Genomic DNA, 23,672 nt, shown 5'->3' with positions numbered 1-23,672 from the left:
CGCGTCGTCCGCCCAAGCTGCGTCGGGTTCCTCAGCGAGGAGCTCTCCCGCGCCCAGGAGCCGGGTCGCGCGTTCCGCCGCCACGCGCGCCAACGTCGGCTCCGAGCGCGCCAGGCGCGCCTCGCTCTCGGCGGCCAGGCGCTCGGCCTCACCGAGGTCGACCTCCAAGAGCGGTCCGAGCACGAGCGAGTAGGCGTGACGTCCCCCCTCGATCGCGCCGGCCCCGATGACCGCGCGCAGCCGGCTGACGAGGGTCGCGACGTTCTCCTCGGCCCGCGCAGGAGGCGCGCTCGCCCACAGCGCATCGACGATCCGATCCACCGGGACCGAGGTACCTGCATTCACGGCAAGCAGCTTGAGCAGGGTGCGCCCCTTCTTGCTGCCGATCTGCTTCTCGGGCACCGCTTCGCCGTCGCGGAGAAGCTGGAAACGGCCCAGCAGATGGATCCGGAAGCGGGGCGGGCTGGTGCTCGCTACGCGCACGAACGGTCCCTTGGAGCGCGCGGCACGAGCCTGCAACGGCACTGCAATGACCCCCCGCTATCTTGCTGCGTATGAGACAGACTCACGAGAGCCTCACAGCCGAGATCGTAGACCGGCGCCCGTTGGGCGCCGGGGGTGCCTCCGGGAACAAGCTCGAGCGGGTGACCCTGCGCGACGGACGCGAGCTCGTCCTCAAACGGGTGTCGCCCCAATGGGACTGGATTTCTAGGGCGACCAACGACCGCGGCCGCATCGTGTCTATGTGGACCGACGGCATCATCGAGCGCCTGCCGCCGGTCATCGACCACGCCACCGTGGCCGTGGAAGCGGGTGACGACGGCTCCTGGAGCGTCTTCATGACCGATGTGTCCGACGTCTTGATGCACGACGGCGAGCAGCTCGACCGTGCTCGGCTGGAACGGCTGGTGGGCGCCCTCGCCGCGCTGCACGCGACGTTCTGGGAAGAGAGCTTCCCGGCGCTGTGCTCGCTGGAGGAGCGGTACAACCTCCTCTCGCCTGAGACCGGCCGGCGCGAGGCCGAGGAGGGCGATACGTGGGTTGGGAACACCATCGCTGGATGTTGGGAGCTCTTCCCCAAGCTCGTGCCTGCCGACATCGGTGACGCGATCCTGAAGCTGGCCGAGCAGCCTCAGCCTTTGGCAGACGAGTTGAGGAAGTGTTCCCAGACCCTCGTCCACGGGGACGTGAGGCTTGCGAACCTCGGGTTCACCGACGAGCGCGTCGTGCTGGTCGACTGGGGTGAGAGGACGGGGACGGCGCCGGCGGCCGTCGATCTCGCGTCGTTCCTGGTCTTCGAGGGGTCTGTCATCCACGCCCCATACGACGACGTGATCGAATTGTTCCGCGCCTACTCCGGCGACCGCCACGACGAACGCGCGCTGCAGCTCGCCCTCATCGGAGGACTCGTGCAGTTGGGCCCCAACTTCGCTTTGGAGATCGTGATAGCGAGGGACGAGGCGAAACGAGCCGCGGCGCAAGCGGCATCGGAGACAGCCTTGTCCTGGTGGATCCCGACCATCGACAAGGCATTGCAGGCCTGGTCACCGATCTGACATCCCCGGCGGCCTGAGGTCGCTAGCCGTGGAGCGGCTTTCCTGCTAGCTCGAGGAACGTCTCGCCGACCGCCTCCGAAAGCGTCGGGTGCGGGTGGATGATCTCGGCGAGCTCCGCCGGGTACGCCTCCCACGACGTAACCAGCATGGCTTCCGAGATGAGGTCGGAAGCACGCGGCCCGAGGATGTGGATCCTACGATCGCACCGCCTTGTCGGCCACCGTCTTCACGAACCCCCGGCCGCCTCCCAGCATGAGCGCGCGCGCGTTCGCCGAGAACGGATAGAGCTTGGTGAGGACGTCGCGTCCTCGATCGCGCGCCTGCTGCTCGGTCAGCCCGACGGCGCTGGTAATCCTGGGTGTCGGAGGGGGGACTTGAACCCCCACAGCCTTGCGGCCACTAGCCCCTCAAGCTAGCGCGTCTGCCAATTCCGCCACTCCGACGTAAGAAAGGCCCCGGGTGCAGGGCCGGGGCGATTATATCGGGCGCCTATCCTCCGGCCGGCGCCAGGTACCACTCGTGGGCGCGCGACAGCGGCCCCTCAAACGTCGGTACGACGCTGATACCGCCGACGCCGGCGCGCCACGCGATCACCGACTCCACCTGGAACAGGGGGATCGTGTCCAGCGAGCGCACGGCGGCGGCTTCAGAGCCCGCGGCCGGTCCCCCGGCGACCCGGCGGATGGCGATATCGACCGGGTCGTCGCGGCGCCACTCACCGTAGAACGTGCGCGCGTCGAGGTTGATCAACTCGACATCGAAGCCGGCCCGGTCGAGTTGCACCTGAACGAGGCGCTGGATCAACTCGACCAGCTCGTCGCCCGAAGGGGTCCCGATCTGCACCGAGGTCCCGTTGCCGCGGCCCTCGCCGCGGAACACCTCCGCGAATGGGCCGGTGCTCTCGGCGTCACCTGGGTCCGCGTACAGGCTGTCGATGATGTGGCCGTCCCGCCGCAGGAAACCGGTCGCGATGGCGCGGCGATCTATCGCCTCCGCCACCTCCTCGCGCTGAGCAGGAGTGAGATCGCTACCCTCCATGTCGAGCACCACCCGCTCCCATCCCGGGACGTCTGCGTGAAGCAGACCCAGCTCCTCCATCCTTTGATCGAGGTTGATCGACGAGGGGATGACGGCGACGTCGAGATCACCCGCTCGCAGCAACGCGAGCAGGAACTCGACGCCTTCGGTGAAACGAACCGTCACCTCGTCCAGGAGTGGCGCGTCGACTGCCGCCAGGTTGGGGCGCAGAACGACCTCGAGTCCCTCCGTTCGCGACGCGATCGAGAAAGGGCCCGAGTACAAGCCACCGCCCTTCTCGGGAAGGACGAACGAGATCCTCGCGAGCGTCTGCGGCCAGTCCTCCACCCGTCCCGTGAGGACCAGGCGCTGCGGCCCGTGTCGCTGGACGGAATCGATCTCGGTCAATCCGGACGGTGGCGTGGCGCGAGCGATCGTGGCGGCAACGTCTGCTGATGTGATGGGGCTCCCGTCGCTCCACCTCGCGTCCACGAGCGTGACCGTCGCGACCTCACCGGAAACGTCCAGCGACTGGACGAGATCCGGGACGGAGGCCCCCTCTTGATCGAACCGGTACAGACTGCGGTACACGGGCGCCGCCAGCGCGTACGTGAGGTCGGAGGCGACCGGCGAATAAGGGTCGAGAGTGGCGGGCTCGCCGAACACACCGACGACCACCGCTCCTCCGCGCGGAAGCTCCGCCGGGACCGAAGGAGCCGCCGGGACCGGGGCCCCCACCTCTGCGTCCCGGTCGCACGCGACGATCGTGAGAGACAGAAAGAGGCAACCGGTGACAACGCGGTGCCGCCGCCGGATCAACCCTCTTGGTCTTCGGCTTCCAGGAACACGTTCACAGCATCAAAGCCGCCCATCACATCGAAGCGCAGGTCCTTCACCCGAGACTGCGTGGCCCAGTGGGTGACGAACGATCCGATCGGCGCGACGGGCACCTGCTTCAAGATCTCCTTCTCGGCCTGGATGTAGAGCTGCACCCTTCGCCCGTCCGACGGCTCGGCGTGAGCCTTCGTCAACAGCGTGTCGACCTTCTGGGACGAGAACCCGGAGTGGTTGTCGGGAGAGTCGGAACGGAACAGAGGTGACAGGAAGACGTCCGGAACGGGGAACTCAGCTATCCAACCCAGCCTGTAGACGCTCTGTTGCTGATCGCGAAGCCGGCGCAGGTACTTGGAGAAGGGGAAGGACCTCACCTTCACCTGCAGACCCACCTCCTCGAGGTCGCGGCGCACGAGGCGGGCCACGTCGTCGTGTGGATCGCCCTTCGTGAACTCGACGACGACCTTCCTCTCTTTCTTCGACAGCGACTTCACCAGCTTGCGGGAGACGCCCGGGCTGTAGCGGCACATGACCGCGCAGATGTTCTCTTGGAACCCGGGCATCCCCGCGGGAACGATGCCGCGCGGCGGGGTCATGGTGCCCTTGTAGATCGAGGTGCTGATCTCGTTGCGATCGATCGCGCGGTTGATCGCTTTGCGGAGCCGGATGTCGCCGAGCGCCTTCGAGCGGAGGTTGAAGCCGTAGTAGTAGGAGGCCAGGAACGGCTGGAACCCCCCGGTGCCGTATGCCTGCTCGGCGTCTTCTATCTGCCCTGCGGGGACCTCCGCCACGTCGAGCTCCCCGTCCCGGAACCGCAGCCACGACGCGGCGGCGTCCGGGTGAGGGAGGAACCGGATCCCGTCGAGCTCGGGGGTCTCGATGAACCCGGGGAAAGCCTCGAGGATCACCGGCTGTCCCGGCGACCACTCTTCGGCGATCTGGAAGGGGCCGTTCCCTATGGGCGCGGAGAGGAACCGGTCGATCTTGTTCACGATGCGCTGCGACAGCGGCACCAGAGCCGGGTGCGTGAGCAGTGCGGGCAGGTCGTAGAACGGTTCGGAAAGCGTGATCTGGAAGACGAGGTCGCTCGGCGTCCTGAGGCCGGATAGGTGCTGCGACTCCCCTAGCTGGTTGACCTCCGTGAACCCCTCGACCCGGTCCAGCGTGTATGCGAGATCCGAAGCGTTCTCCTTCAGTGCGATGCGATCGAAGGCGTAGCGGAAGTCCCTGGATGTCACCGGCGACCCGTCGTGGAAGGTCATCCCCTGGCGCAGCTTGAACGTGAACGTGCGCCCACCGTTCGAGACCTTCCAACCCTTCGCCGCTGCCGGGCGAACGCGCTCTTCTATCGGGTCCCACCGGGTCAGGCCCTCGTAGAGCTGCCGCGCCACCAAGACCGACCCCGGGTCCTGGATCCGAAGGGGATCGAGGCTCGCCGGCTCGGGGATCGCGACGTTCAACACCTCGTCCGTGGGATCGAACACGGCCGAGGTCGCTTGAGGATCCGGAGGGGTGACGTCGTCTTCGGGCCCTACGCCCGTTTCGCTCTCGGTCGCCTCGGGAACCCGATCACCGCCCGCCTCCGTACATGCGCCGGCGAACAGCACGAACGCGAAGAGCAAGCAGAAGAAGGCGCGCGCGTTCCGGCTCGGCATCGGGGCGTCCGGCTAAGAGAGCCGGGAGGCGAGAAGGATGGTGGTGCCGGCGAAGACGATGGCGGTGATAACGGTGATGCGGTCGAGGTTCTTCTCCATCACGGTGGATCCCATCGCCTGGCTCTGCATGCCGCCACCGAACATCTCGGAGACACCTCCGCCTCGTCCCGCGTGGAGCAGGATCAGCATGATGAGGGCGCCGCAGGCGGCCAGATGGATGACGATCAAGATGTTGGTCAGCACGGGCGAGGCTCCTGTGGGCTAGCGGGTTCAGCCCCTACAGCGTAACGGCCGCGCCGCGCTAACGGGTTCACGACCGGGCAAGCTCGACGAGGTTCGGCATGATCTGGGGGCCGAGCAGGTGCCCGATCGCTCCCCGTCTCGAGGCCGATTCTCCGTATGTGTCGACCGCGTCCGAGCTGACTCCGCCCCCGGAGACCAGCAACGGCACGGGCCCGTCGGTATGAGCCTTCCGGGCGCAACTCGTGGAGTGGTCTGCCGTGACGGCCAGGATCGAGCGATCGAGATCGAGCGACCCCAGCAGCCGCCCGAAGAAGATCGAGTCGATCTCCTCGATGCTGGCGATCTTGGCCTCGTGGTCGCCGTCGTGGGCGGGCACATCCGGGCCTTTGATGTGGATATAGAGACCGTCGTAGCCCTCGTTCGCCTCGAGCGCCAGGTCGGCCCACAGCTCGTACTGCTCGGCGGCAGGGATCCCGGTCGGCGCCTCGACGATGCCCATCCCGGTGAGTCGAGCGATCCCGAGCTCTACCGGCATCTCGACGAAGCAACCCATCTGAGGCCCGAACTTCTCCTTGAACGACATGAGCTTCGGGAGGTGGTCACCGCCGTCCCTGGTCAAGATGAAGTTGCCGGCGAGCTTCCCCGCCTTCCTCCTCCGCCCGTTCACCTCGGATGCATCGAGCACGGCGAATGACCCGCGCAGCCACTCGTTCGTGAGATCGGCGGCCCGGCGGGCGGCGGGATCTCCCTCGTGACCCGACACGGGCGAGACGTGCACGACGTGGTTGTCGAAGGTCTCGCGCGCCACACCCAGCGCCCCTTGGCGGCCATAGGCGGGATCCGAGTTCTCGACCTCGGCCGAGAGCTCGCCTTCGTCGGAGCGCAGGACCACGATCCCGCGGTGCCCGACGGTCGCCTTCAGCTCGAACGTTGCACCGGGTAGCGACACCTTCTCGTTCACCTCGGCCGCCAGCTCGTGAGCCTCCTCGGAAGAGAGATCACGGCCGACGCGGCGGTCGACGATGGCCCACCGGTCCCCCTCGGGCTCCACCGTTGCGAAGTTGACGCGGTAGGCCAGGTCGCCATCGCGCACCTCGACGCCAGCGCCGACCGCCTCGAGGGGGCCACGACCGGTGTGGTGCTCGTGGGGGTCGTAGCCGAGTATCGAGAGGACCGCGATGTCGGACTCGGGGGCGATCCCCTCGCCGACCGTCGTGACGTACCCGTTGCGGCCGTCGCGGGCGAGACGATCCAGGTTCGGGGTCGCCGCCGCCTCGAGAGGGGTGGCGCCGCCGAGCGGCTCTAGCGGGTCGTCGCCGAGACCATCAAGGATCACGTAGACGATGTTCTTAAGAGCCACCGGCCACCGCTTTGACCATCGCCGCGAACTCGCCCGCATCCAAGGAGGCTCCGCCGACCAGACCCCCGTCGATATCGGCCTGCCGCACGAGTGCGGCCGCGTTCCCCGCCTTCATGCTGCCCCCGTACAGGATCCGGATCCCGGTGGCCACATCGTCGGAGAAGAGATCCGTCAGGACCCCCCTGATGAACGAGATCGTCGTCTGCGCATCTTCGGGAGTAGCCGTCTTCCCGGTGCCGATCGCCCAGATGGGCTCGTACGCGACGACGACCTCACGCGCCTGCGCCTCGGCCAGACCCGACAACCCCTCTCGCACCTGGGCTTCCACCTTTGCCTCGGTTCGCGCGTTGGTGCGCTCCATATCGGTCTCGCCGCAGCACATGATGGGGATGAGCCCGTGGGCGAACGCGGCGCGCACCTTCTGGTTCACGCTCTCGTTCGTGTCGCCGAACATCTCCCGCCGCTCCGAGTGTCCGAGGATCACGTACTTCACGTGCAGAGCCTTCAGCATCAACGGGGAGACCTCGCCGGTGAAGGCGCCGGAGTCTTCGAAGTGCATGTTCTGCGCGCCCAGCCCGAACGTCTGGTGCCGGTCGTCGATCGTCGTCTGAACCGAACGAAGCGCGGTGGCGGGCGGGCACAGCACCACCTCCACCCGGCGAGCGTCGTGATTCGCGAGCTCGTGACCCAGCTGCTCGACGAAGTGGATCGCCTCGAGGTGCGTCTTGTTCATCTTCCAGTTCCCCGCGATGAGCGGCGTCCTCATCAGGACTCTCCTTTCTTCCGCAACACAGCCACGCCCGGCAGGTCGCGCCCCTCGAGAAGCTCGAGCGACGCGCCGCCACCGGTGGACAGGTGGGATACGGCATCTGTCATGTCCATCTGCGCGAGAGCGGCCGCAGAGTCTCCCCCGCCGGCGACCGTGTAGGCGCCGTTGCGCGTCGCGGTTGCCACGGCCTCTGCCACGGCGCGGGTCCCGTGCGCGTACGGCTCCAGCTCGAACATCCCCATCGGGCCGTTCCACAGGACCGTCTTCGCGCCCGCGACGACCTCTGCGAATCGAGCCGACGAGCCGGGCCCGATGTCGAGGCCCATGCGGTCGCCGATCACGCCGAGCGGGACCGCCTCGTACTCGGCACCCGCGTCGGGAGAAGTGGCTGCAACCACATCGATCGGCAGGTGGATCTCGACGCTTCGCTGCCGCGCCCTGGCGAGGACTCCCTGGACCTCTTCCACCCGGTCGACCTCGACCAGCGAACGGCCCACTTCACGTCCCTCTGCCACTAGCAGCGTGAACGCCATCGCCCCGCCGATGCACATCGCGTCGACCTTCTCCAAGAGGTTGCCGATCACGCTGAGTTTGTCGGACACCTTGGCTCCGCCCAGGATCGCCACGAACGGCGGCTCCGGCGCGTGAAGGAGGCGTTCGAGCTTCTGGACCTCGTCTGCCAAGAGGTATCCGGCGGCCGAAGGCAGCCGCTCCGCCACCCCGACGATCGAGGCGTGCGCGCGGTGGGCGGCGCCGAAGGCATCGTTCACGTAAACATCCGCCAGCTCGGCAAGCTGCTCCGCGAGCCGCGGGTCGTTCGATTCCTCACCGGGCTCGAAGCGCAGGTTCTCGAGCAGGACCACCTTCGCGTGGGACGCACAGGCGGCTCGGGCCTTTTCACCCACGACCTCGTCGAGGGCGTCGACCTCGACCCCGAGCAACTCCGACAGACGCTCCGCGACCGGAGCCAGCCGCAGCTCCTCCACGATGCGACCCTTGGGACGGCCCAGATGGGAGCAGACCGCAAGCGACGCGCCGCGCTCCAACAGCGCCTGCAACGTCGGCACCGCTGCCCTCACCCGAAGGTCGTCGCTTACCTGTCCGTCCTTCAATGGCACGTTCAGGTCACAGCGCACCAGCACGCGTCGATTCTCGACCTCGAGCCGGTCGAACGTGGGAAGGGCGGGCATGGCGGCAGAGTCTAGAGGCTCAGCCTCGCCGCCCTCGGTAGCATGCGACGTGCGCTGTTCTACAGCGCGGTGCAGGCTCCTACAGCTTGGACGCTACGAGCTCCGTGAGGTCGACCAACCGGTTCGAGTAGCCCCACTCGTTGTCGTACCAGCCGAGCACCTTCACCATGTTCCCGTTCGCCATCGTCGAGAGGCCGTCGATGATGCAGGAGTACGGATTGCCGACGATGTCCGACGAGACGATGGGGTCCTCGGTGTACTGGAGGATCCCCTTCATCGCGGCGCTCTGCGCCGCCTCGCGGTAAGCGTCGTTCACCTGGTCCTTCGTGACCTCTTCGTTCAGGACCGCAACGATGTCGGTGATCGAGCCGTCGGGCACCGGCACGCGCAAAGCCAGACCGTCCAGGCGCCCTTTCAGCTCCGGCAGCGACAGCGACGCGGCCTTGGCCGCGCCCGTCGAGGTAGGAATGATGTTGATCGCGGCTGCTCGCGCGCGACGGAGGTCGTCCTTCGCCAGGTCGAGCGTGTTCTGGTCGTTCGTGTACGCGTGACAGGTCGTCATGAAGCCCTTGTCGATCCCCCAGTTGTCCTGCAGGACCTTGGCCAGGGGCACGACGCAGTTCGTGGTGCACGAGGCGTTGGAGATGATCGTGTGGCTGTCGGCGTCGTAGTCCTCGTGGTTCACGCCCATGACGATCGTGATGTCCTCTTCCTTCGCGGGGGCTGAGATGATGACCTTCTTCGCGCCGCCCTGCTCCACGTGCTTCGCGGCATCCGCGCGCTTCGTGAAGAAGCCGGTCGACTCGATCACCACGTCCACACCCAGATCACCCCACGGGAGGTTCGCGGGGTCCCTCTCCGACAGGAGCTTCAGGTCCTTGCCGTCGACGCTGAAGCCGCCGTTCTGGACCTTCACCTCTCGTCCGAGCCGGCCGTGGACCGAGTCGTACTTCAAGAGGTGGGCCATCGTCTCCGCGTCTCCGAGGTCGTTGACGGCCACGAGCTCGAGGTCGGATCCCTTCGCCTCGAGGGCGCGGTAGAAGTTGCGGCCGATCCGCCCGAAGCCGTTGATGCCGATGCGCGTCGCCATTGACGATCCCTCCCTGGAGGATTGTTGGTTAGTGAAACCAGTGTACTAACGGAGCGATCCGAGCACCCCAGCGAGTTTTGGCGGGTCATGTCCGCCCGCGGGGTCAGAGACGTCGGCCTCGACCACGGCGGCTCCGCTGCGCGACAGCTCGGCCACCTCGTACCGGACGCCGTCGGGATGCAGCAGCGGCGCCTGCACGACGATCGCATCCACGCGTCCCGTTCCGAGGTGCGCCGTCAGCGCATCGAAGTGCGCAGTCGCATCGAGCCCCTCGGTCTCTCCCTTCTGGATGCGGTTGTTGCAGACGAAGACCATCCGGGCGCTCGACTCGAGCAGAGCCGCGCGGATCTCCGGCACCAGCAGCGTCGCGATCAGGCTCGTGAACAGGCTCCCAGGACCTAGAACGACCTGGTCTGCCGCGCGGATCGCGTCCACCGCCGCGGGGAACGCGGCCGGGTTCGGCGGATCCAGGTAGACCTCGTGGATGCGTCTCTTCGACTGGGCGACGGCGACCTGGCCGCTGACGGTCCCGCCGTCGACCCGCGCCCCGAGCTGCACGCGCTCGGTCGTGGCGGGGTACACGGCGCCCCGGCTCCCGAGAAGCTCCCCGGCCTGCCGCACCGCCTGGGCGAAGTCCCCCGTCATCTCCGTCAGAGCCGCGATCAACAGGTTCCCGACGGTGTGACCCGTGAGCGCACCGGCGGAGAACCGGTGCTGGTAGAGATCCCCGAGCGCGGAGCCATCGGCGAGCGCGACGAGGCAGTTGCGGATGTCACCCGGCGGCGGGATCCCGAGCTCGCGGGACAACCGGCCCGACGAGCCGCCGTCGTCGGCGACGGTGACGACCGCGGCGATCTCGTCCGCGTATAACGAAGCGGCCCGCAGTGTCGCGGCGAGACCGTGCCCACCGCCGATCCCCACCACCTTCACCTTCTTGCTCATGAGGCCGCGGCCGCGCGCCCGACGTCGCGGTGGATCACCTTCACTCCGTAACCCTTCTCCTCGATGAAGTCGCCGATGGCCTGCGCGAGGACCACGGAGCGGTGTCGTCCACCCGTGCAACCGAGCCCGATCGTCAGGTAGTGACGGCCCTCGCCCTGGTACCCCGGCAGCAACACCGCCAGGAGGTCGGTCGCCCTTACCAGGAAGTCCTGCGTGACGTCCTTGCCCATGACGTAGGCCTTCACGCGGTCGTCGAGCCCGGTAAGTGGTCTCAGCTCCTCCACCCAGTGAGGGTTCGGGAGGAACCGAACGTCGAGGACCATGTCGGCGTCCAGCGGAAGCCCGTGCTTGAAGCCGAACGAGATCACGGTCGTCTTCAACCCATCGGAAGCCGAGCCGGGATGGAAGAACGCCGAGAGCTTCGTCCGCAGCGCGCGCACGGAGAGATCGGAAGTGTCCACTATCAGGTCCGCGCCCTCGCGGAAGCGCGCCATCACCTCGCGCTCGCGCTGGATCCCCACCTCCACGCGGTCCTCGGTCGCAAGAGGGTGCCGTCTGCGGGTGGCATCGAAACGTCGCACCAGCGCGTCGTCGGAAGCCTCGAGGAACACCATCCGGAAGTTCGCGACGTCGCGGCGGAGCTTGGACAGCTCCGCGGCGGCTTCCTCGAAGAAAGCCCCACCGCGCGCATCGATAACGAGGGCGATGCGGTTGATGTCGCCGGCTGCGAGCGCCAGGGTCAACATCTTTCGGATGAGGGCCGGCGGGAGGTTGTCGATCACGAACCAGCCCAGATCCTCGAGAGCTTTGGCGGCCTCGGAGCGACCAGCTCCGGACAATCCCGTCAGGACGGTGACCTCGACGTTCGCGGTGGAGCGGCGCGAGAGGCTCACGAGGCCCGCCTCCCCGAGCCGTCCGCATGCAGCGCGTCGTAGACGGCCGCGGCGACCGCTCGCGGGAGCCGCGGGGTCGCCTCCAGCTCCTCCAGCGACGCCTCACGCACCTTTTTGACGGAGCCGAAATGCTTCAACAGCTGCTTGCGCCGCGTCTCCCCGAGACCTGGGATTCCGTCGAGGGCGGAGCGCGTCATGCTCTTGCCTCTCTTCAGACGGTGATAGGTGAGGGCGAACCGATGGGCCTCGTCCCGGATCTGCTGCAGGAGATACAGAGCGTCGGCTCCGCGCGGGATCTGGATCGGCTCGGCGCGCCCCGGCAGGAAGACCTCCTCCATCCGCTTCGCCAGCGACACGACGGTCACCCCGGTCACGCCGAGCTCGTCCATCACCTCGACAGCCCGGTTCAGCTGGCCCTTGCCTCCATCGATCACCACGAGGTTAGGCGGGTACGCGAAGCGTCTGGATCTGGCCGCATCTTCCGACTGCTCGTCCAAGAAGCGTAAGAAGCGTCTGCGGATCACCTCGCCCATCATCGCTACGTCGTCCGGACCGCTGGTCCACTTGATCGCGAACCTCCGGTAGTCGGAGCGCTTCGGCAATCCGTCCTCGAACACGACCATCGAGCCCACCGCCTCGCTCGGGCCGGTGTTAGAGATGTCGTAGCACTCGATACGCAGGGGAGCTTCGTCCATCCCGATGAAGCCCTGGAGCTCGTTGAGCTGTTTGGAGCGGGCCGCGAAGTCACTCGCGCGCTTCAAGCGATGCCGCGAGAACGCTTGGCGCGCGTTCTCGGTGACGGTCTCCAATAGCGCGCGCTTCTCTCCCCGCTGCGGTACCCGCACCTCTACCTTGGAGCCGCGCAAGCGCCACAACCACGTCTCGATCAGCTCGCGCTCGCTGGGATCAACGGGAACGAGAACCTGGCGAGGTACCTCGGCGTCGGCATAGATACGCTCCAGGAACTTGGCGATCAGCTCGTCGGCCTCTAGATCCTCGACCTTGTCCACGATGTAGCCCTTGCGCCCGGTGACGCGGCCCCCACGCACGAAGAACACCTGGAAGGCCGCCTCCAGCTCGTCTTCGGCCACCCCGATGACGTCCATGTCCTCCGCCTTCGAGGACGCCATCTGCTGGCGCTCGATCACCTTGCTGACGTTCGTCAGCTGATCTCGCATCTTGGCCGCCACTTCGTATTGCTGCTCCGCGGCCGCCTTCTTCATCTCGCGCTCGAGACGCTCCACGACCGGCTTGGTGTCCCCCGCGAGGAACTCGCACATCTCCAGCGCGATCGCCCGGTGCTCCTCGGGAGTGACCGCTTTCACGCACGGCCCGGCGCAGCGCTCGATGTCGTAGAGGAGACAGGGGCGGTTGCGACGGCGGCAGCGGTCGAAGACGCCTTGCGAGCACGTCCGCATCGGGAAGGTCCGCAGCAGGAGGTCGAGCGTGTCGCGGATCGCGTACGCATGGGCGAAGGGGCCGTAATAGCGGACGCCCTTCTTCTTCGGCCCCCGCATCACGCGAGCCCGCGGATACTCCTCGTCGAGCGTGATCGCCAGGTACGGATAGCTCTTGTCGTCCCGGTACCGGACGTTGTAGCGGGGCCGGTGCTGCTTGATGAGGTTGACCTCGAGGTGCAGGGCCTCTACCTCGTTATCGGTAAGGATCCACTCGACGTCCGTCGCGGCCTCGACCATCGCCCGCGTGCGCGGGTGCAGATCGCTCGCGAAGTAGTTGGACAGGCGACTCCTGAGCGACTTCGCCTTACCGACGTAGATGGGTCGGCCCTCTCGGTCGCGGAAGGTATAGACGCCGGGGCTCGTCGGTATCGAGCCCGCCTCGGGACGGGCTATGCGCGTGCGGGTGGCCACGCCTCCATTGTCTCCCCCGCTGACGTTGTGGCCCGGCAGCCCCGCTCCCGCACCGTGGCCGCACTCATTCCTTCGCCAGGTCCGGCCTGCGAGCGGCGGTCAGGGCGCGGGATCGCTCCCGTCGCCATCGCGCCACCTCCGCGTGGTTCCCCGACACGAGGACGTCGGGAACGCTCCAGCCCCGGTACTCGGCGGGCCGCGTGTATTGCGGGTACTCCAGGAGACCGGCGGCGTGCGACTCGGAGTCCAGCGACATGGGGTTACCGACCACGCCCGGGACCAGCCTCGTGACCGCTTCGACCACGGCTAGTGCGGCGACCTCTCCTCCGGCCAGGACGAAGTCGCCGATCGAGATCTCCTCGTCGCAGAGGTGCTCGGCCACGCGCTCGTCGACGCCCTCGTAGCGGCCGCAGATGAGGATCAGGTGGTCGAGCTCCGACAGCCGTTGCGCCACCTCGTGGCGGAACAGCGTGCCGCGCGGCGACAAGAGAACCGTGTAGCTGTCGCGCGTCTGCAACGGCTCCACCGTCTCGAAGATGGGCTCGGGCCGCATCACCATGCCGGCGCCGCCGCCGTAAGGAGCGTCGTCGACCGAGCGGTGCGCGCCGAGCCCCTTCTCCCGCAGGTCGTGGACCTTCACCGAGATGCTGCCCTTGGCGATCGCCTTTCCGAGCAAGCTCGCATCGAGGTGCGGGTTAACGAGCTCCGGAAAGATCGTGACGAGGTCGATGTGCATCGTCTAGTCGAACAACCCCGCAGGAGGATCGACGAGGACGCGGCGAGCGTCGAGGTCCACCTCCTTGACGATCGCTTGAACGAACGGAACGAAGCGCGTTCCGGCCGGGGTGTCCACCTCGAGCAGGTCCTGTGCGGGGCGCACGATCACGTCGCTCACGGTTCCGACCTCGTTCCCGTCGGCGAGCTCCACCGTGCAGCCGACCAGGTCCTGCTCCCAGTACTCCGACTCCTCGAGCTCGCGTCGAGCCTCGGCGGGGACGTAGAGCGGCCCTCGCAGAGCCTCGGCCTGCTCGCGCGTGGCCACACCTTCGAAGCGCACGAGGAACCGGTCGCGGTGGACGCGGGATGACTCCACGACCAGCTCGCGGCCGTCTTCGTGGGTCAACACCGCGCCGGGGTCGAAGCGGTTCGGGTCGTCGGAGATGCGAACGACGTAGACGTCGCCCGCGGTGCCGTGGGGCTTCCCGATCTCGCCGGCGAGCAGCATGCCGGGAGGGGTCATCCTCTAGTCGACGACCTCGACGAGGACGGTTTCGCCGCCGACTTGCCCCGCGGCGCGCGCCAGAGAACGGATCGATCTGATGATGCGGCCGCGCTTGCCGATGATCTTGCCCATGTCCTCGGGGTTCACCGTCAGCTCGAGTACGAGCGCGCCCCGTTCACCTTCGGCCTCGTGGATCTCGAGCTCATCCGGATGATCGAGCAGCCACGGCGACAGGTACTCGACGACGCGACGGGTCAAGCCTGGTCGTCCTCACCCTCGGCCGCCTCGGAGCCTGCGACCTCGCCGGTGTCGGCCTCGGGAGCCGCCGCGGCCTGATCGACGGCCTCCGGGAGCTCCGCGGCGCCGGCCTCGTCGTCCTCTCTGGCCTCGTCGGCAACCGACGCGGCCGGGGTCGCCTTCACCTTCGCCGGAGCCTTCTTCGGCTGCTCGGCGGCCGCGGCCTCCGCTCCACCGGAGGACGCGATGGTGAGGAGCTTGCGGACCTGGTTCGAGGGCTGCGCGCCCCGGTCGATCCAGTACTGCGCGCGGTCGGTGTCGATGGAGACGCCGGACGGCTCCAGGCGCGGCTGATAGTGCCCGATGGCCTCGATGATCCGGCCGTCGCGCGGGCTCCGGGAGTCAGCCACCACCACTCGGTACGACGGCTGCTTCCTCTTGCCGACGCGCATCAACCTGATCCGAACCATGTCTCTCCTAAGGAAAAAGGACGGGGAGGCTCGATATTAGCAGCCAGGCCTGCCGAACCGCCGCTCGGCCGCCCGCCGATGCGCCCTAGAAACCCATCCCCGGCGGGAGCTTCATGCCCGCCGGCAGGCGCATCTTGCCCGCCTTGCCGCCGCCAGACATCGCCCTCACCATCTTGCGGACCTGGTCGAACTGCTTGACCAGCTTGTTGACCTCCTGGATCGAGGTGCCGGAGCCGGCCGCGATCCGCGCGCGGCGACGACCCTTGATGATCGAAGGATCGTTGCGTTCCTGCGGCGTCATCGACCGGATGATGGCCTCGATCTTCGGCAGCTGGTCGTCGACCTGCATGTCTGCGACGGGGAGCTTCGACATCCCCGGGATCATCCCCATGACCTGCGACAGCGGTCCCATCTTCTTGAGCGCCTGCATCTGGTTCAGGAAGTCCTCGAAGGTGAAGTCGGCCTTCCGGAGCTTCTCCTCCATCTTGCGGGCCTCGGCCTCGTCGAAGGCCGATTCCGCCTTCTCGATCAGCGTGAGAACGTCTCCCATGCCGAGGATCCGCGAGGCCATCCGGTCCGGGTGGAAGGGCTCGAGGTCGGCGAGCTTCTCGCCCACACCCGCGAACTTGATCGGGCGCCCCGTCACGTAGGCCATCGAGAGGGCCGCGCCGCCGCGGGCATCACCGTCCAGCTTCGTGAGCACGATCCCCGTGACGTCGACCTCTTCCAGGAAAGACTGCGCGACGTTGACCGCGTCTTGACCGGTCATCGCGTCGCACACCAGCAGCGTCTCCGTTGGAGCCACCGCCTTCGCCACGCTCCCCAGCTCGGCCATGAGGTCGGGGTCCACGTGCATCCGACCCGCGGTGTCGACGATCAGGTCCGTCGCCCCGTCATCCCGCGCCCGGGTGAGCGCCCGCGCCGCCACCTGTGGCGCGTCGTCGGCGGATGCGTCCGGCTCCGCGTACACCGCGACCCCCGCCTGCTCCGCCAGCAGCTGCAGCTGGCGGATCGCCGCGGGCCTGCGCAGATCGCACGCCGTCAGCAGCGGTTTCCGGCCCTGGCTCTTCAGGAGCCGCGCGAGCTTCGCCGCCGCGGTGGTCTTTCCCGAACCCTGCAACCCCGCGATCAAGATCACGCGGGGCGGGGCGGGCGAGGGCTGCAACCCCACGGTCTCGTGCCCCAGCACGTCGATCAGAGCCGCGTGCACGAGCTTGATCACCTGCTGCGCCGGGGTCAGGCTCTTGTGGATCTCGGCCCCCTCCGCCCGCTCCTTCACGTCGCGCACGAAAGCCTTCACAACCTTCAAGGAGACGTCTGCCTCCAGCAGCGCGAGCCGGATCTCGCGCAGGACCTCGTCGATCTGCTTCTCCGACAGGCGCCCCTTCGAACGCAGGCGCGTGAAGATGTCGTCGAGACGCCCGGAAAGTGAATCGAACATCTAGCTAAGTTACCGGGCGCATGTCGGTTGCCGTCACGTAAAGGAAGATCCCCAGGCCAAGCAGCCCCACGCCCAGGATGGTCTTGCCGACCTGCATCAGGCCCGATCGGTCGCGCCGCCTCAACGTCCACCTGTCGATCAGACCGAGGGCCAGGAGCAACGTTCCGAGCCCGACGAGGGCAGCAGGCGCCGTGTGCTCGCGGCTGAGGAAGAAGTACAGCGCGTAACAGGCGAAGATCGCGACCACCCGAAGCGTCATCCGGTGCTTCTCGTCTATGGGCGGCGGCCCCTCCTCGCCGTGCATGCTCATCGCTTCATGTAGAGCGCGAGGCCGTCGCGGAAGGACAACGGCTCGAACCCCAACAGCTGCACAGCCTTCGAGATATCGACCAACCCCTCCTGCGTGGCGAACTCGATCCCCTGCGGGGTCATGGGAGGAGCCGGCAATACCTTCAGCGGCGCGGTCGCGACCTTCAGCAACCCCGTCGGAATCGGAACGACGGGGCGCTTCTTCCCCATCACATCGAGCAGCGTGCGGACAACCTCGTTCATCGTCATGACCTCGCGCGAGCCGATCTCGTAGATCTCGTTCCACGCCTCGCGTTCGAAGATGCGCGCGACGACCAGGGCGACGTCTCCCACGTAGATCGGCTGGATGCGCTGTGGCGTCGCGCCGGGCTGCGGCACCACCGGAGAGAGCCGCGCTATCTGGACGAAACGATTCAGAGCGCGATCCTCCGGTCCGTACGCCCACGACGGCCTCACGATCGCGTAGTCGATGCCGCTGGCGAAGATCACTTGCTCGGCCAGCCCCTTCGCCCGGTACCACGGCTTCTCGCTCACCGCATCGGCTCCGGCACCACTGATGTAGACCAACCGCTGAACGCCGGAACGCCGCGCCTGGTTAAGTACGTTCTCGGTCCCCTGCCGGTCGTAGCGGTCATAGGTGAGGCCCCTGCGCGGAACCTCGATCGGGTGGTTGGGGAACTGCACCGCCTGGACGACGGCGTCCGCGCCTTCGAAGCGTCCGACGAGGCTTGCGGGATCGGTCACGTCGCCCCTGGTCGCGTTGGCGCCCTGGAGCTCCGGGATGGACGCGACCTTGTCGGGGTTGCGCCCGAGGACCGTGACGTCGTGACCGCCCCGCAGGAGCGCCTTGCAGATGTGGCGCCCGAGGAATCCGGTGCCGCCCGCGACGACAACTTTCATCTATGAAAGGAGCGCGTCGACGAACGTCTTCGGGTCGAAGGGCTCTATGTCGTCCGCTCCTTCGCCGACCCCGATCAACTTGATCGGGATGTCCAGGGTCCGTTCGATCGCGAGAGCGATGCCGCCTTTGGCGGTCCCGTCCAGCTTCGTGAGGACGATGCCCGTGACCCCCGCCGCTTCCGCGAACTCACGTGCTTGCACCAAACCGTTCTGACCGGCGGTCGCGTCGATCACGAGCAACGCCTCGTCGACGCGGCCCTCCTTCTCCACGACCCTCCGGACCTTTCCGAGCTCGTCCATAAGGGGAGTCTTCGTGTGGAGTCTTCCGGCCGTGTCGATCACGAGAACATCGAGCTTCCGCGCGCTCGCGAAGCGATATGCATCGAACGCCACCGCGCCGGGATCCGCTCCCGGCTGGTGCTTCACCAGGTGTGCTCCCGCCCGCTCGGCCCACACCCCCAGCTGTTCGTCGGCGGCGGCGCGGAAGGTGTCGGCGGCGGCGAGGGCGACGCTCCGGCCGCGCTCGGAGAGGTCGCGCGCTAGTTTTCCGATCGTCGTGGTCTTGCCGGTGCCGTTGACGCCGACGATCAGCCACACGGTGGTGCCCTCCGGCGCGAAGGTGAGACCGCGGTCGCGCTCGGTGTCGAACAAGGAGATCAGCTCCTCGGCGAGGAGACCGCGGACCTCTTCAGGAGAGGTGATCCGCCGCTCGCGCGCCTTCGACCTCAGATCGTCCGTCACCTGCGTTGCGACGTCCACACCGACGTCGGCCTGTATCAGAACGGCCTCGACGTCGTCCCAGGTGTCATCGTCGGGTCCGGTGCCCAACGCCTCGGCCAAGCGATCGCCCAGGAACCTGCGGCTGCGACCCAGCCGCTCGCGCAACGACGGTCGGGGGGCCTTCTCGACCACGGGCGCGGGAGCCTCGGTGACGATGGGCGCAGCGGCCTCGGGTGCGACAAGCGCCGTGTCACCGGGGGTCTCGGCGCTCGTGGCCGTGGCGGCAGTAGCGCCGTGGTCGGGGTCCGCCGGCGGGAGATCCGCGGGTGGTTTCCGTCGCGCCAGCAGGAAGACGCTGCCGACGATCGCGATCAGGACCGCGAACACGATGAGCTCTGTAGTGATCCCCTCCGGCATGCCGCGAGGCTAAACGACCTCACGTGCCGCGGCGCCAGGCGCCGCAACGAATGAAGCCGCCCCTGGTAACGAGCACGTCCTAGATGTAACGTCCCCGGGATGCGGGCCAAGGTCGTTCTCGCGCTAACGGCGGTCGCGCTTCTCGGCAGCGCGCTGCCGGCCACGGCCTGTACCTGCTTCTCCGGCGATCCTTACGACGCGCTCGAGGCGAGCGACGGCGCCTTCATCGGAGAGTTCCTGTTTCGGCGGCTCGCGCCCGACGGTTACTCGGCTGTCTATACCTTCCGTGTTGACGAAGCGATAAAGGGCGACCTGGGCGACCGGATCCAGGTCCACAGCTCTGCGGGCGGCGGTAGCTGCGGCCTTGCCGTCACCAGAGGGCGCGACTACGGCCTTCTCCTCGAGGGGTCTAGTCAGGAGGGATGGAGCTCGGGCCTGTGCTCACAGATGAGTCCGGGGAAGCTACGCCAAGTCGCACGAGGTCTTCCCCCTCCCGACGGTGAGGGACCGATCGAGTTGCTCGTCGGTGGATCGCTCGGGCCAGCGCGCGTGATCGCCCTCGATGCTCAGGGGCGAACTCTCGCCTATGGCTTCGGCCAGGGTCGGGCGATAGGTATCGACGCATGCCCAGGATCCAGGCGCTTCGTCGAGATCCATCTCGAGCGCCGACGGCCGCGGCTGGCCGTAAGAGAGACCGCCTCGATGGAGATCGTACGCGAGCAAGAGCTCACCTTCGAGCACTCCGCTTGGTGGGGCCAATCCGTTACCGGATTGCGCTGTAGTGATCCCGAAGCCGACGAGATCGTCCTCACTTCCGCCGACTATCAGGAACGGTACGCGCAAAGCTTCATCTGGTTGCTGCGCAACAACGAGACGTCATTGCTGTACGCCGGGACTGCGCACGTAGACGCGTTCCGCGCTGATCGCGTGTACATGCGCGAGGGCAAGCGCGGCCGCGTCTTGTCGTACTTCGATCTGACGGAGCGGGTGCGCGTCCGGGTGGCGAGGAACCTCCCACCGGGAACCGGACTTTCCCTGAGCCCAGACGGGACGAAGCTCGCAGACGTGACCGGCGGCGATGTCGGGAAGTTGAAACTGATCGACCTATCTGTCGACCCGCCGACCGTGAAGGAGAAGCGACTAGGGCCCGGGGTCGCGGGCTCGATCGTGTGGCTGGACGACAACACGATGGTGTTGCTGCCGGGCACCTACGACAACAGCAAGGTCCTGCTGTTCGATCTCGCGCTTCGCCCTACGAAGACGGTCCCGGGCCACTGGTACACGCTTAACAACGTCCTCGTGGGAGATACGGCCTACGGCGCGGGTTGGGGCGACGTCTACCGGGTGAGGCTCCCCGACGGACCGGCGGAGTTGCTGCGCAGCTTCATCAGCCCCGAGATCTTCGCCTTGGATGTCCTCGACGCTGATGTGACGCCTACGCCCTAGTCGGTCCCAAGACGGTCACTTCTTCCATGCGCTTCGCGATCACGTGGGAGACCCCGTCCTTCGCCATCGAGACGCCGTAGAGAACGTCTGCCGCCTCCATCGTGCGTTTCTGGTGCGTGACGATCAGGACCTGCGCCCGTTCCTCGAGCTCGTCGATGAGGCCCAGGAAGCGCAACAGGTTGATGTCGTCCAGCGCCGCTTCGACCTCGTCCAGTAGGTAGAACGGCGACGGCCGCGAGCGGAAGATCGCGAACAGGAACGCCAGCGCGACCAGAGACCTCTCGCCACCGGACAGCAGAGAGAGCTTGCGGACGTTCTTGCCCGGGGGCCGTGCCTCGATGTCGATACCCGAGGTCAGAACATCGTCCGGGTCGATCAGCTTCAGACGCCCCGTCCCACCGGGGAATAGCCGCTGGAAGACGGACTCGAACTCGCGCGCCACGTCTTCGAACGCCTCACCGAAGACCTGGACGATCGTCTCGTCCACCTCCCGCACGACCTTCATCAGATCTCGTTTCGAAGCGCGGAGGTCTTCGATCTGGTTCTCCAGGAACGTCTCGCGCTCTGCGAGCTCTGCATACTCATCCGACGCGTTCGGATTGACGGCGCCGAGGCGGCGCATCATCCGGTCCAGTCTCTCGACCTCTTCGCGCGCCTCCTGCTCGCCGACCGGGTTCAACCCCTCCAGCACGATGACCTCGTCGACCGAGAGCCCCCACTCCTCCATGGCCCGCTCCCCAAGCGCAATCGTGCGGGCCCTCGTCTCGGCGCGCCGTACCTCCGCCTCGTTCCTGCGCCGTCCCACCTCGTCGAGCTTCTCCGTGAGCTCTCGCTCGCGGGCGCGCATCGCCGCCAGCTTCCGCTCCGCCCCATGCGCTTGCGCTCGGGCTTCCCCTGCGCGGTGCTCGGCGTCCCGCGCCCACGCCGACGCGCGTTCGGCTGCGAGCAGCGCCGCCTCCCGGACCTGCTCCGTCCTCTGGCGAGCCGACCGCAGGCGCGACCGCAAATCCTCGAGTCCTTCGAGCGCGTTCTGGGCGTCCGCGATGCCGGCCTCCGCTTCCTCCAGTCGCAGCTGCGCGGCAAGCGACCGTTCGGTCGCCGCCCGCTCCTCCAGCTCCATCTCCGAGAGAGCCGCCGCGGCAACCTGCGTCGCGTCCCGGTTCTGAACGACCAGCCGCTCGGCCTCCTCCCGCAGACGCGTCATCTCCTCGAGCTGAGCGCGACGCTCCGGGAGAGCGGCCCGTTCCTCGATCGCTCCCCGTTCGGCCTCCGCCAGCGCTTCGCGTGACCGCGCGAGCTCCTCGTCCAGCGCCGCCAGCTCGATCTCGCGGGATTCCCGGCGCCGTCGTGCACCGGCGAGACGCTCGGCCGCTCCCGACATCAGAGCGTCCAGGCGGCGGAGCTCGTCGTCGAGCCGCGCTACGTCCTGCCACAACCTCTCCACCTCGGAGTCGGCGCGCGCGACGATCCGCGCGGCATCCTCTTCGGCCGCTCCCGCGACACGAGCGCGGTCCCGGGATGACTCGAGCAGGGGGCGGAGGCGGTCCACCACCTCCGGCCGATGCGCGAACAGGTCCTGCACCTCTTCGAGTGCCTGGACGCGAGCCAGCGCAGCCGCGAGGTCGGCATGAGATGCGCCCAGAGAAGCTCGGAGCCCGTCGGCGAGCTCCCGCGCCTGTTCGACCCGGGTCTCGGCCGCGGCCGCGGCTTCCGCGACCGCATCCAGCTCCGCCTCCAGCGTCCTCACGTCCTGCTCGGACGCAACCACCGCACTCGCGTCTGCCGTGAGCGAGCTCGCCGCTGCCTCTCGCCGCTCCAGAGCGGAGCTGACCCTGGCCTCGATCGCACCCACGGTTGCGCGTCCCGCCGCCTCGCTCCCCTCCGCCCGCACCAACGCCTGGGCCGCGACCGTCTCGTCGGAGCGAGCGGAACCCAGCCCGTGTTCGGCTTCGTCGAGCGCTGTTCTCGCCGACGCCGCCCTCTCCCGCGCGGCCTGGACCCGCGCGCTCGCCCTCCGCGCTGCCTCCTGGAGCTGTCCGGCCTCGCCCGACCAGCGTTGTTGCTCGGCCTCCAGCAACCGGATCCGCTCCCGGTAGCCCTCCTCTGTCTCGGCCGCGAGTCGTCCCGCTATCCGGGCCGCTCGTTCGTCCGCCAGCCTCGCCAGTGACGCGAACCGGTCGTCGCTCCGTCCGATGCGGTTCGCGACCTGTTGCGTCCGTTCGGCGGTCGTGGTGAACACCTCTCGCTCTTCGGCCGCGGGCACGAGCTGAGCGCGGAGGGTGGCGAGCTCCTCTGCCAGCAGCGCCCCGCGGTGTGCGTCGGACTCGAGATCCAGGGTCGCGTCCTCGCTTTGAAGCCGCTGCAGCTCCGTTGCCGTCAACCGCTGTCGGAGCTCGCGGTGACGCCCGACCAGCTCGGAGTACTGCGCCGCCGCGGTTGCCTGACGTTTGAGCGGCTTGATCGCGCGGCGTAACTCGACCAGGACGTCGTTCAGTCGCAACAAGTTGTCGTCGACGCGCTCGATCTTGCGAACGGCCCGATCCTTGCGCCGGCGGAACTTACCGATCTGCGCCGCCTCTTCGATGAAGTGGCGACGGTCCTCCGGCCTTGCTTGAAGAACGGCGTCGAGCTGCCCTTGTCCCACGACGGTGTGGATGCTCTTGCCGATGCCGGTGTCGGACAACAGCTCGGCGATATCCAACAATCGACAAGCCGCCCCGTTGATCCGGTACTCGGTCGCGCCGGTGCGGTCGGTAGACCGCGAGATCGTCACCTCCGAGAGATCCAGCGGCAGGATCCCCGATGAGTTATCCAGCGTGAGAGAGACCTCCGCGATACCGAGCTTCGGCTTGCTCGCCGACCCGGCGAAGATGACGTCTTCCATCGACCCGCCGCGGAGTGTCGACGGAGCCTGCGACCCCAGCACCCACGAGAGCGCGTCGGCGATGTTGGATTTGCCAGAGCCGTTCGGGCCCACGATGACGTTCACGCCCGGCTCGAACTCGAGCATGGTCGGGTTGGCGAACGACTTGAAGCCCGACAGCCTCAAAGCCTTTACGTACATCGGCTCAACCTATGCGCGGCCTCGGT

At 67.5% G+C, this 23,672-nt stretch carries 22 protein-coding genes, 1 tRNA gene and 1 pseudogene; 2 read left to right on the top strand and 22 right to left on the bottom strand.

Translation table 11 applies throughout. The features are described 5' to 3' along the window. Nucleotides 1–483, bottom strand: a 483-nt coding sequence (locus M3N53_11345) for a winged helix-turn-helix domain-containing protein (GenBank protein ID MDP9068921.1), incomplete at its 3' end; no start/stop codon positions are given. 71 nt (nt 484–554) lie between these two features. Here M3N53_11345 and M3N53_11340 point away from each other — a divergent pair. Then, a complete protein-coding gene (locus M3N53_11340) occupies nt 555–1,556 on the top strand; it encodes an aminoglycoside phosphotransferase family protein (GenBank protein MDP9068920.1) in 1,002 nt (333 codons plus the stop codon). Between the two features lie 22 nt (nt 1,557–1,578). Here the strand turns inward: M3N53_11340 and M3N53_11335 are convergent. The 20 genes and pseudogenes from M3N53_11335 to ftsY form a co-directional block, all read right to left on the bottom strand. Next, nucleotides 1,579–1,942: pseudogene (locus M3N53_11335) on the bottom strand (hypothetical protein). Next, nucleotides 1,916–1,999, bottom strand: a tRNA-Leu gene (locus M3N53_11330). Before M3N53_11330 ends, M3N53_11335 begins: the two are co-directional and overlap by 27 nt. A 46-nt stretch (nt 2,000–2,045) precedes the next feature. Then, on the bottom strand, nt 2,046–3,392 hold the full coding sequence (locus tag M3N53_11325; protein ID MDP9068919.1) for an ABC transporter substrate-binding protein: 1,347 nt from the start codon (nt 3,390–3,392) through the stop codon (nt 2,046–2,048). Further along, complete coding sequence (locus M3N53_11320) at nt 3,389–5,062, bottom strand: peptide ABC transporter substrate-binding protein (protein MDP9068918.1); 1,674 nt, start codon at nt 5,060–5,062, stop codon at nt 3,389–3,391. Before M3N53_11320 ends, M3N53_11325 begins: the two co-directional genes overlap by 4 nt. A gap of 12 nt (nt 5,063–5,074) precedes the next feature. Continuing rightward, the gene (gene secG / locus M3N53_11315) at nt 5,075–5,251 is read right to left on the bottom strand and encodes a preprotein translocase subunit SecG (protein MDP9068917.1); all 177 of its coding nucleotides are present in this window, start codon (nt 5,249–5,251) and stop codon (nt 5,075–5,077) included. A gap of 121 nt (nt 5,252–5,372) precedes the next feature. Continuing rightward, the gene (locus tag M3N53_11310; GenBank protein MDP9068916.1) at nt 5,373–6,665 is read right to left on the bottom strand and encodes an alkaline phosphatase family protein; all 1,293 of its coding nucleotides are present in this window, start codon (nt 6,663–6,665) and stop codon (nt 5,373–5,375) included. After that, nucleotides 6,655–7,431: a triose-phosphate isomerase gene (tpiA, locus tag M3N53_11305; protein ID MDP9068915.1), complete on the bottom strand. Its 777-nt coding sequence runs from the start codon at nt 7,429–7,431 to the stop codon at nt 6,655–6,657. The genes M3N53_11310 and tpiA overlap by 11 nt, the downstream gene beginning before the upstream one ends. Continuing rightward, nucleotides 7,431–8,624 carry a phosphoglycerate kinase gene (locus M3N53_11300; protein MDP9068914.1) on the bottom strand — a complete coding sequence of 398 codons (1,194 nt, stop codon included), beginning with the start codon at nt 8,622–8,624 and terminating at the stop codon, nt 7,431–7,433. Before M3N53_11300 ends, tpiA begins: the two co-directional genes overlap by 1 nt. Before the next feature lie 79 nt (nt 8,625–8,703). Then, nucleotides 8,704–9,714: a type I glyceraldehyde-3-phosphate dehydrogenase gene (gene gap / locus M3N53_11295; GenBank protein MDP9068913.1), complete on the bottom strand. Its 1,011-nt coding sequence runs from the start codon at nt 9,712–9,714 to the stop codon at nt 8,704–8,706. A 45-nt stretch (nt 9,715–9,759) separates the two neighbouring features. Next, the gene (locus M3N53_11290; GenBank protein MDP9068912.1) at nt 9,760–10,656 is read right to left on the bottom strand and encodes a YvcK family protein; all 897 of its coding nucleotides are present in this window, start codon (nt 10,654–10,656) and stop codon (nt 9,760–9,762) included. Beyond that, a complete protein-coding gene (rapZ, locus tag M3N53_11285) occupies nt 10,653–11,549 on the bottom strand; it encodes an RNase adapter RapZ (GenBank protein ID MDP9068911.1) in 897 nt (298 codons plus the stop codon). Before rapZ ends, M3N53_11290 begins: the two co-directional genes overlap by 4 nt. Continuing rightward, on the bottom strand, nt 11,546–13,420 hold the full coding sequence (gene uvrC, locus M3N53_11280; GenBank protein MDP9068910.1) for an excinuclease ABC subunit UvrC: 1,875 nt from the start codon (nt 13,418–13,420) through the stop codon (nt 11,546–11,548). The genes rapZ and uvrC overlap by 4 nt, the downstream gene beginning before the upstream one ends. A gap of 64 nt (nt 13,421–13,484) precedes the next feature. Beyond that, the gene (gene trmD / locus M3N53_11275; GenBank protein MDP9068909.1) at nt 13,485–14,156 is read right to left on the bottom strand and encodes a tRNA (guanosine(37)-N1)-methyltransferase TrmD; all 672 of its coding nucleotides are present in this window, start codon (nt 14,154–14,156) and stop codon (nt 13,485–13,487) included. A gap of 3 nt (nt 14,157–14,159) precedes the next feature. Further along, a complete protein-coding gene (gene rimM / locus M3N53_11270; GenBank protein ID MDP9068908.1) occupies nt 14,160–14,660 on the bottom strand; it encodes a ribosome maturation factor RimM in 501 nt (166 codons plus the stop codon). Nucleotides 14,661–14,663: 3 nt separating this feature from the next. Further along, nucleotides 14,664–14,900 (bottom strand): KH domain-containing protein, encoded by a 237-nt coding sequence (locus tag M3N53_11265; GenBank protein ID MDP9068907.1) that lies wholly within the window; start codon nt 14,898–14,900, stop codon nt 14,664–14,666. Then, the gene (gene rpsP, locus M3N53_11260; protein MDP9068906.1) at nt 14,897–15,349 is read right to left on the bottom strand and encodes a 30S ribosomal protein S16; all 453 of its coding nucleotides are present in this window, start codon (nt 15,347–15,349) and stop codon (nt 14,897–14,899) included. Before rpsP ends, M3N53_11265 begins: the two co-directional genes overlap by 4 nt. Before the next feature lie 85 nt (nt 15,350–15,434). Continuing rightward, nucleotides 15,435–16,790, bottom strand: a complete 1,356-nt coding sequence (gene ffh / locus M3N53_11255) for a signal recognition particle protein (protein MDP9068905.1) — start codon at nt 16,788–16,790, stop codon at nt 15,435–15,437. A gap of 4 nt (nt 16,791–16,794) precedes the next feature. Beyond that, a complete protein-coding gene (locus M3N53_11250; GenBank protein MDP9068904.1) occupies nt 16,795–17,100 on the bottom strand; it encodes a hypothetical protein in 306 nt (101 codons plus the stop codon). Next, nucleotides 17,097–17,999, bottom strand: coding sequence for an NAD(P)H-binding protein (locus M3N53_11245; GenBank protein ID MDP9068903.1), 903 nt, complete (start codon nt 17,997–17,999; stop codon nt 17,097–17,099). Before M3N53_11245 ends, M3N53_11250 begins: the two co-directional genes overlap by 4 nt. Next, nucleotides 18,000–19,136: a signal recognition particle-docking protein FtsY gene (gene ftsY, locus M3N53_11240; GenBank protein MDP9068902.1), complete on the bottom strand. Its 1,137-nt coding sequence runs from the start codon at nt 19,134–19,136 to the stop codon at nt 18,000–18,002. Nucleotides 19,137–19,235: 99 nt separating this feature from the next. Here ftsY and M3N53_11235 point away from each other — a divergent pair, with 99 nt between their 5' ends. Beyond that, nucleotides 19,236–20,582 (top strand): hypothetical protein, encoded by a 1,347-nt coding sequence (locus tag M3N53_11235; GenBank protein ID MDP9068901.1) that lies wholly within the window; start codon nt 19,236–19,238, stop codon nt 20,580–20,582. Here the strand turns inward: M3N53_11235 and M3N53_11230 are convergent. After that, complete coding sequence (locus M3N53_11230; protein MDP9068900.1) at nt 20,572–23,646, bottom strand: AAA family ATPase; 3,075 nt, start codon at nt 23,644–23,646, stop codon at nt 20,572–20,574. The genes M3N53_11235 and M3N53_11230 overlap by 11 nt on opposite strands. Nucleotides 23,647–23,672 lie beyond the last annotated feature (26 nt).

This window comes from Actinomycetota bacterium (assembly GCA_030776625.1).
Taxonomy (GTDB): Bacteria; Actinomycetota; CADDZG01; order CADDZG01; family WHSQ01; genus MB1-2.
This window is presented reverse-complemented; position numbering and strand designations above follow the sequence as displayed.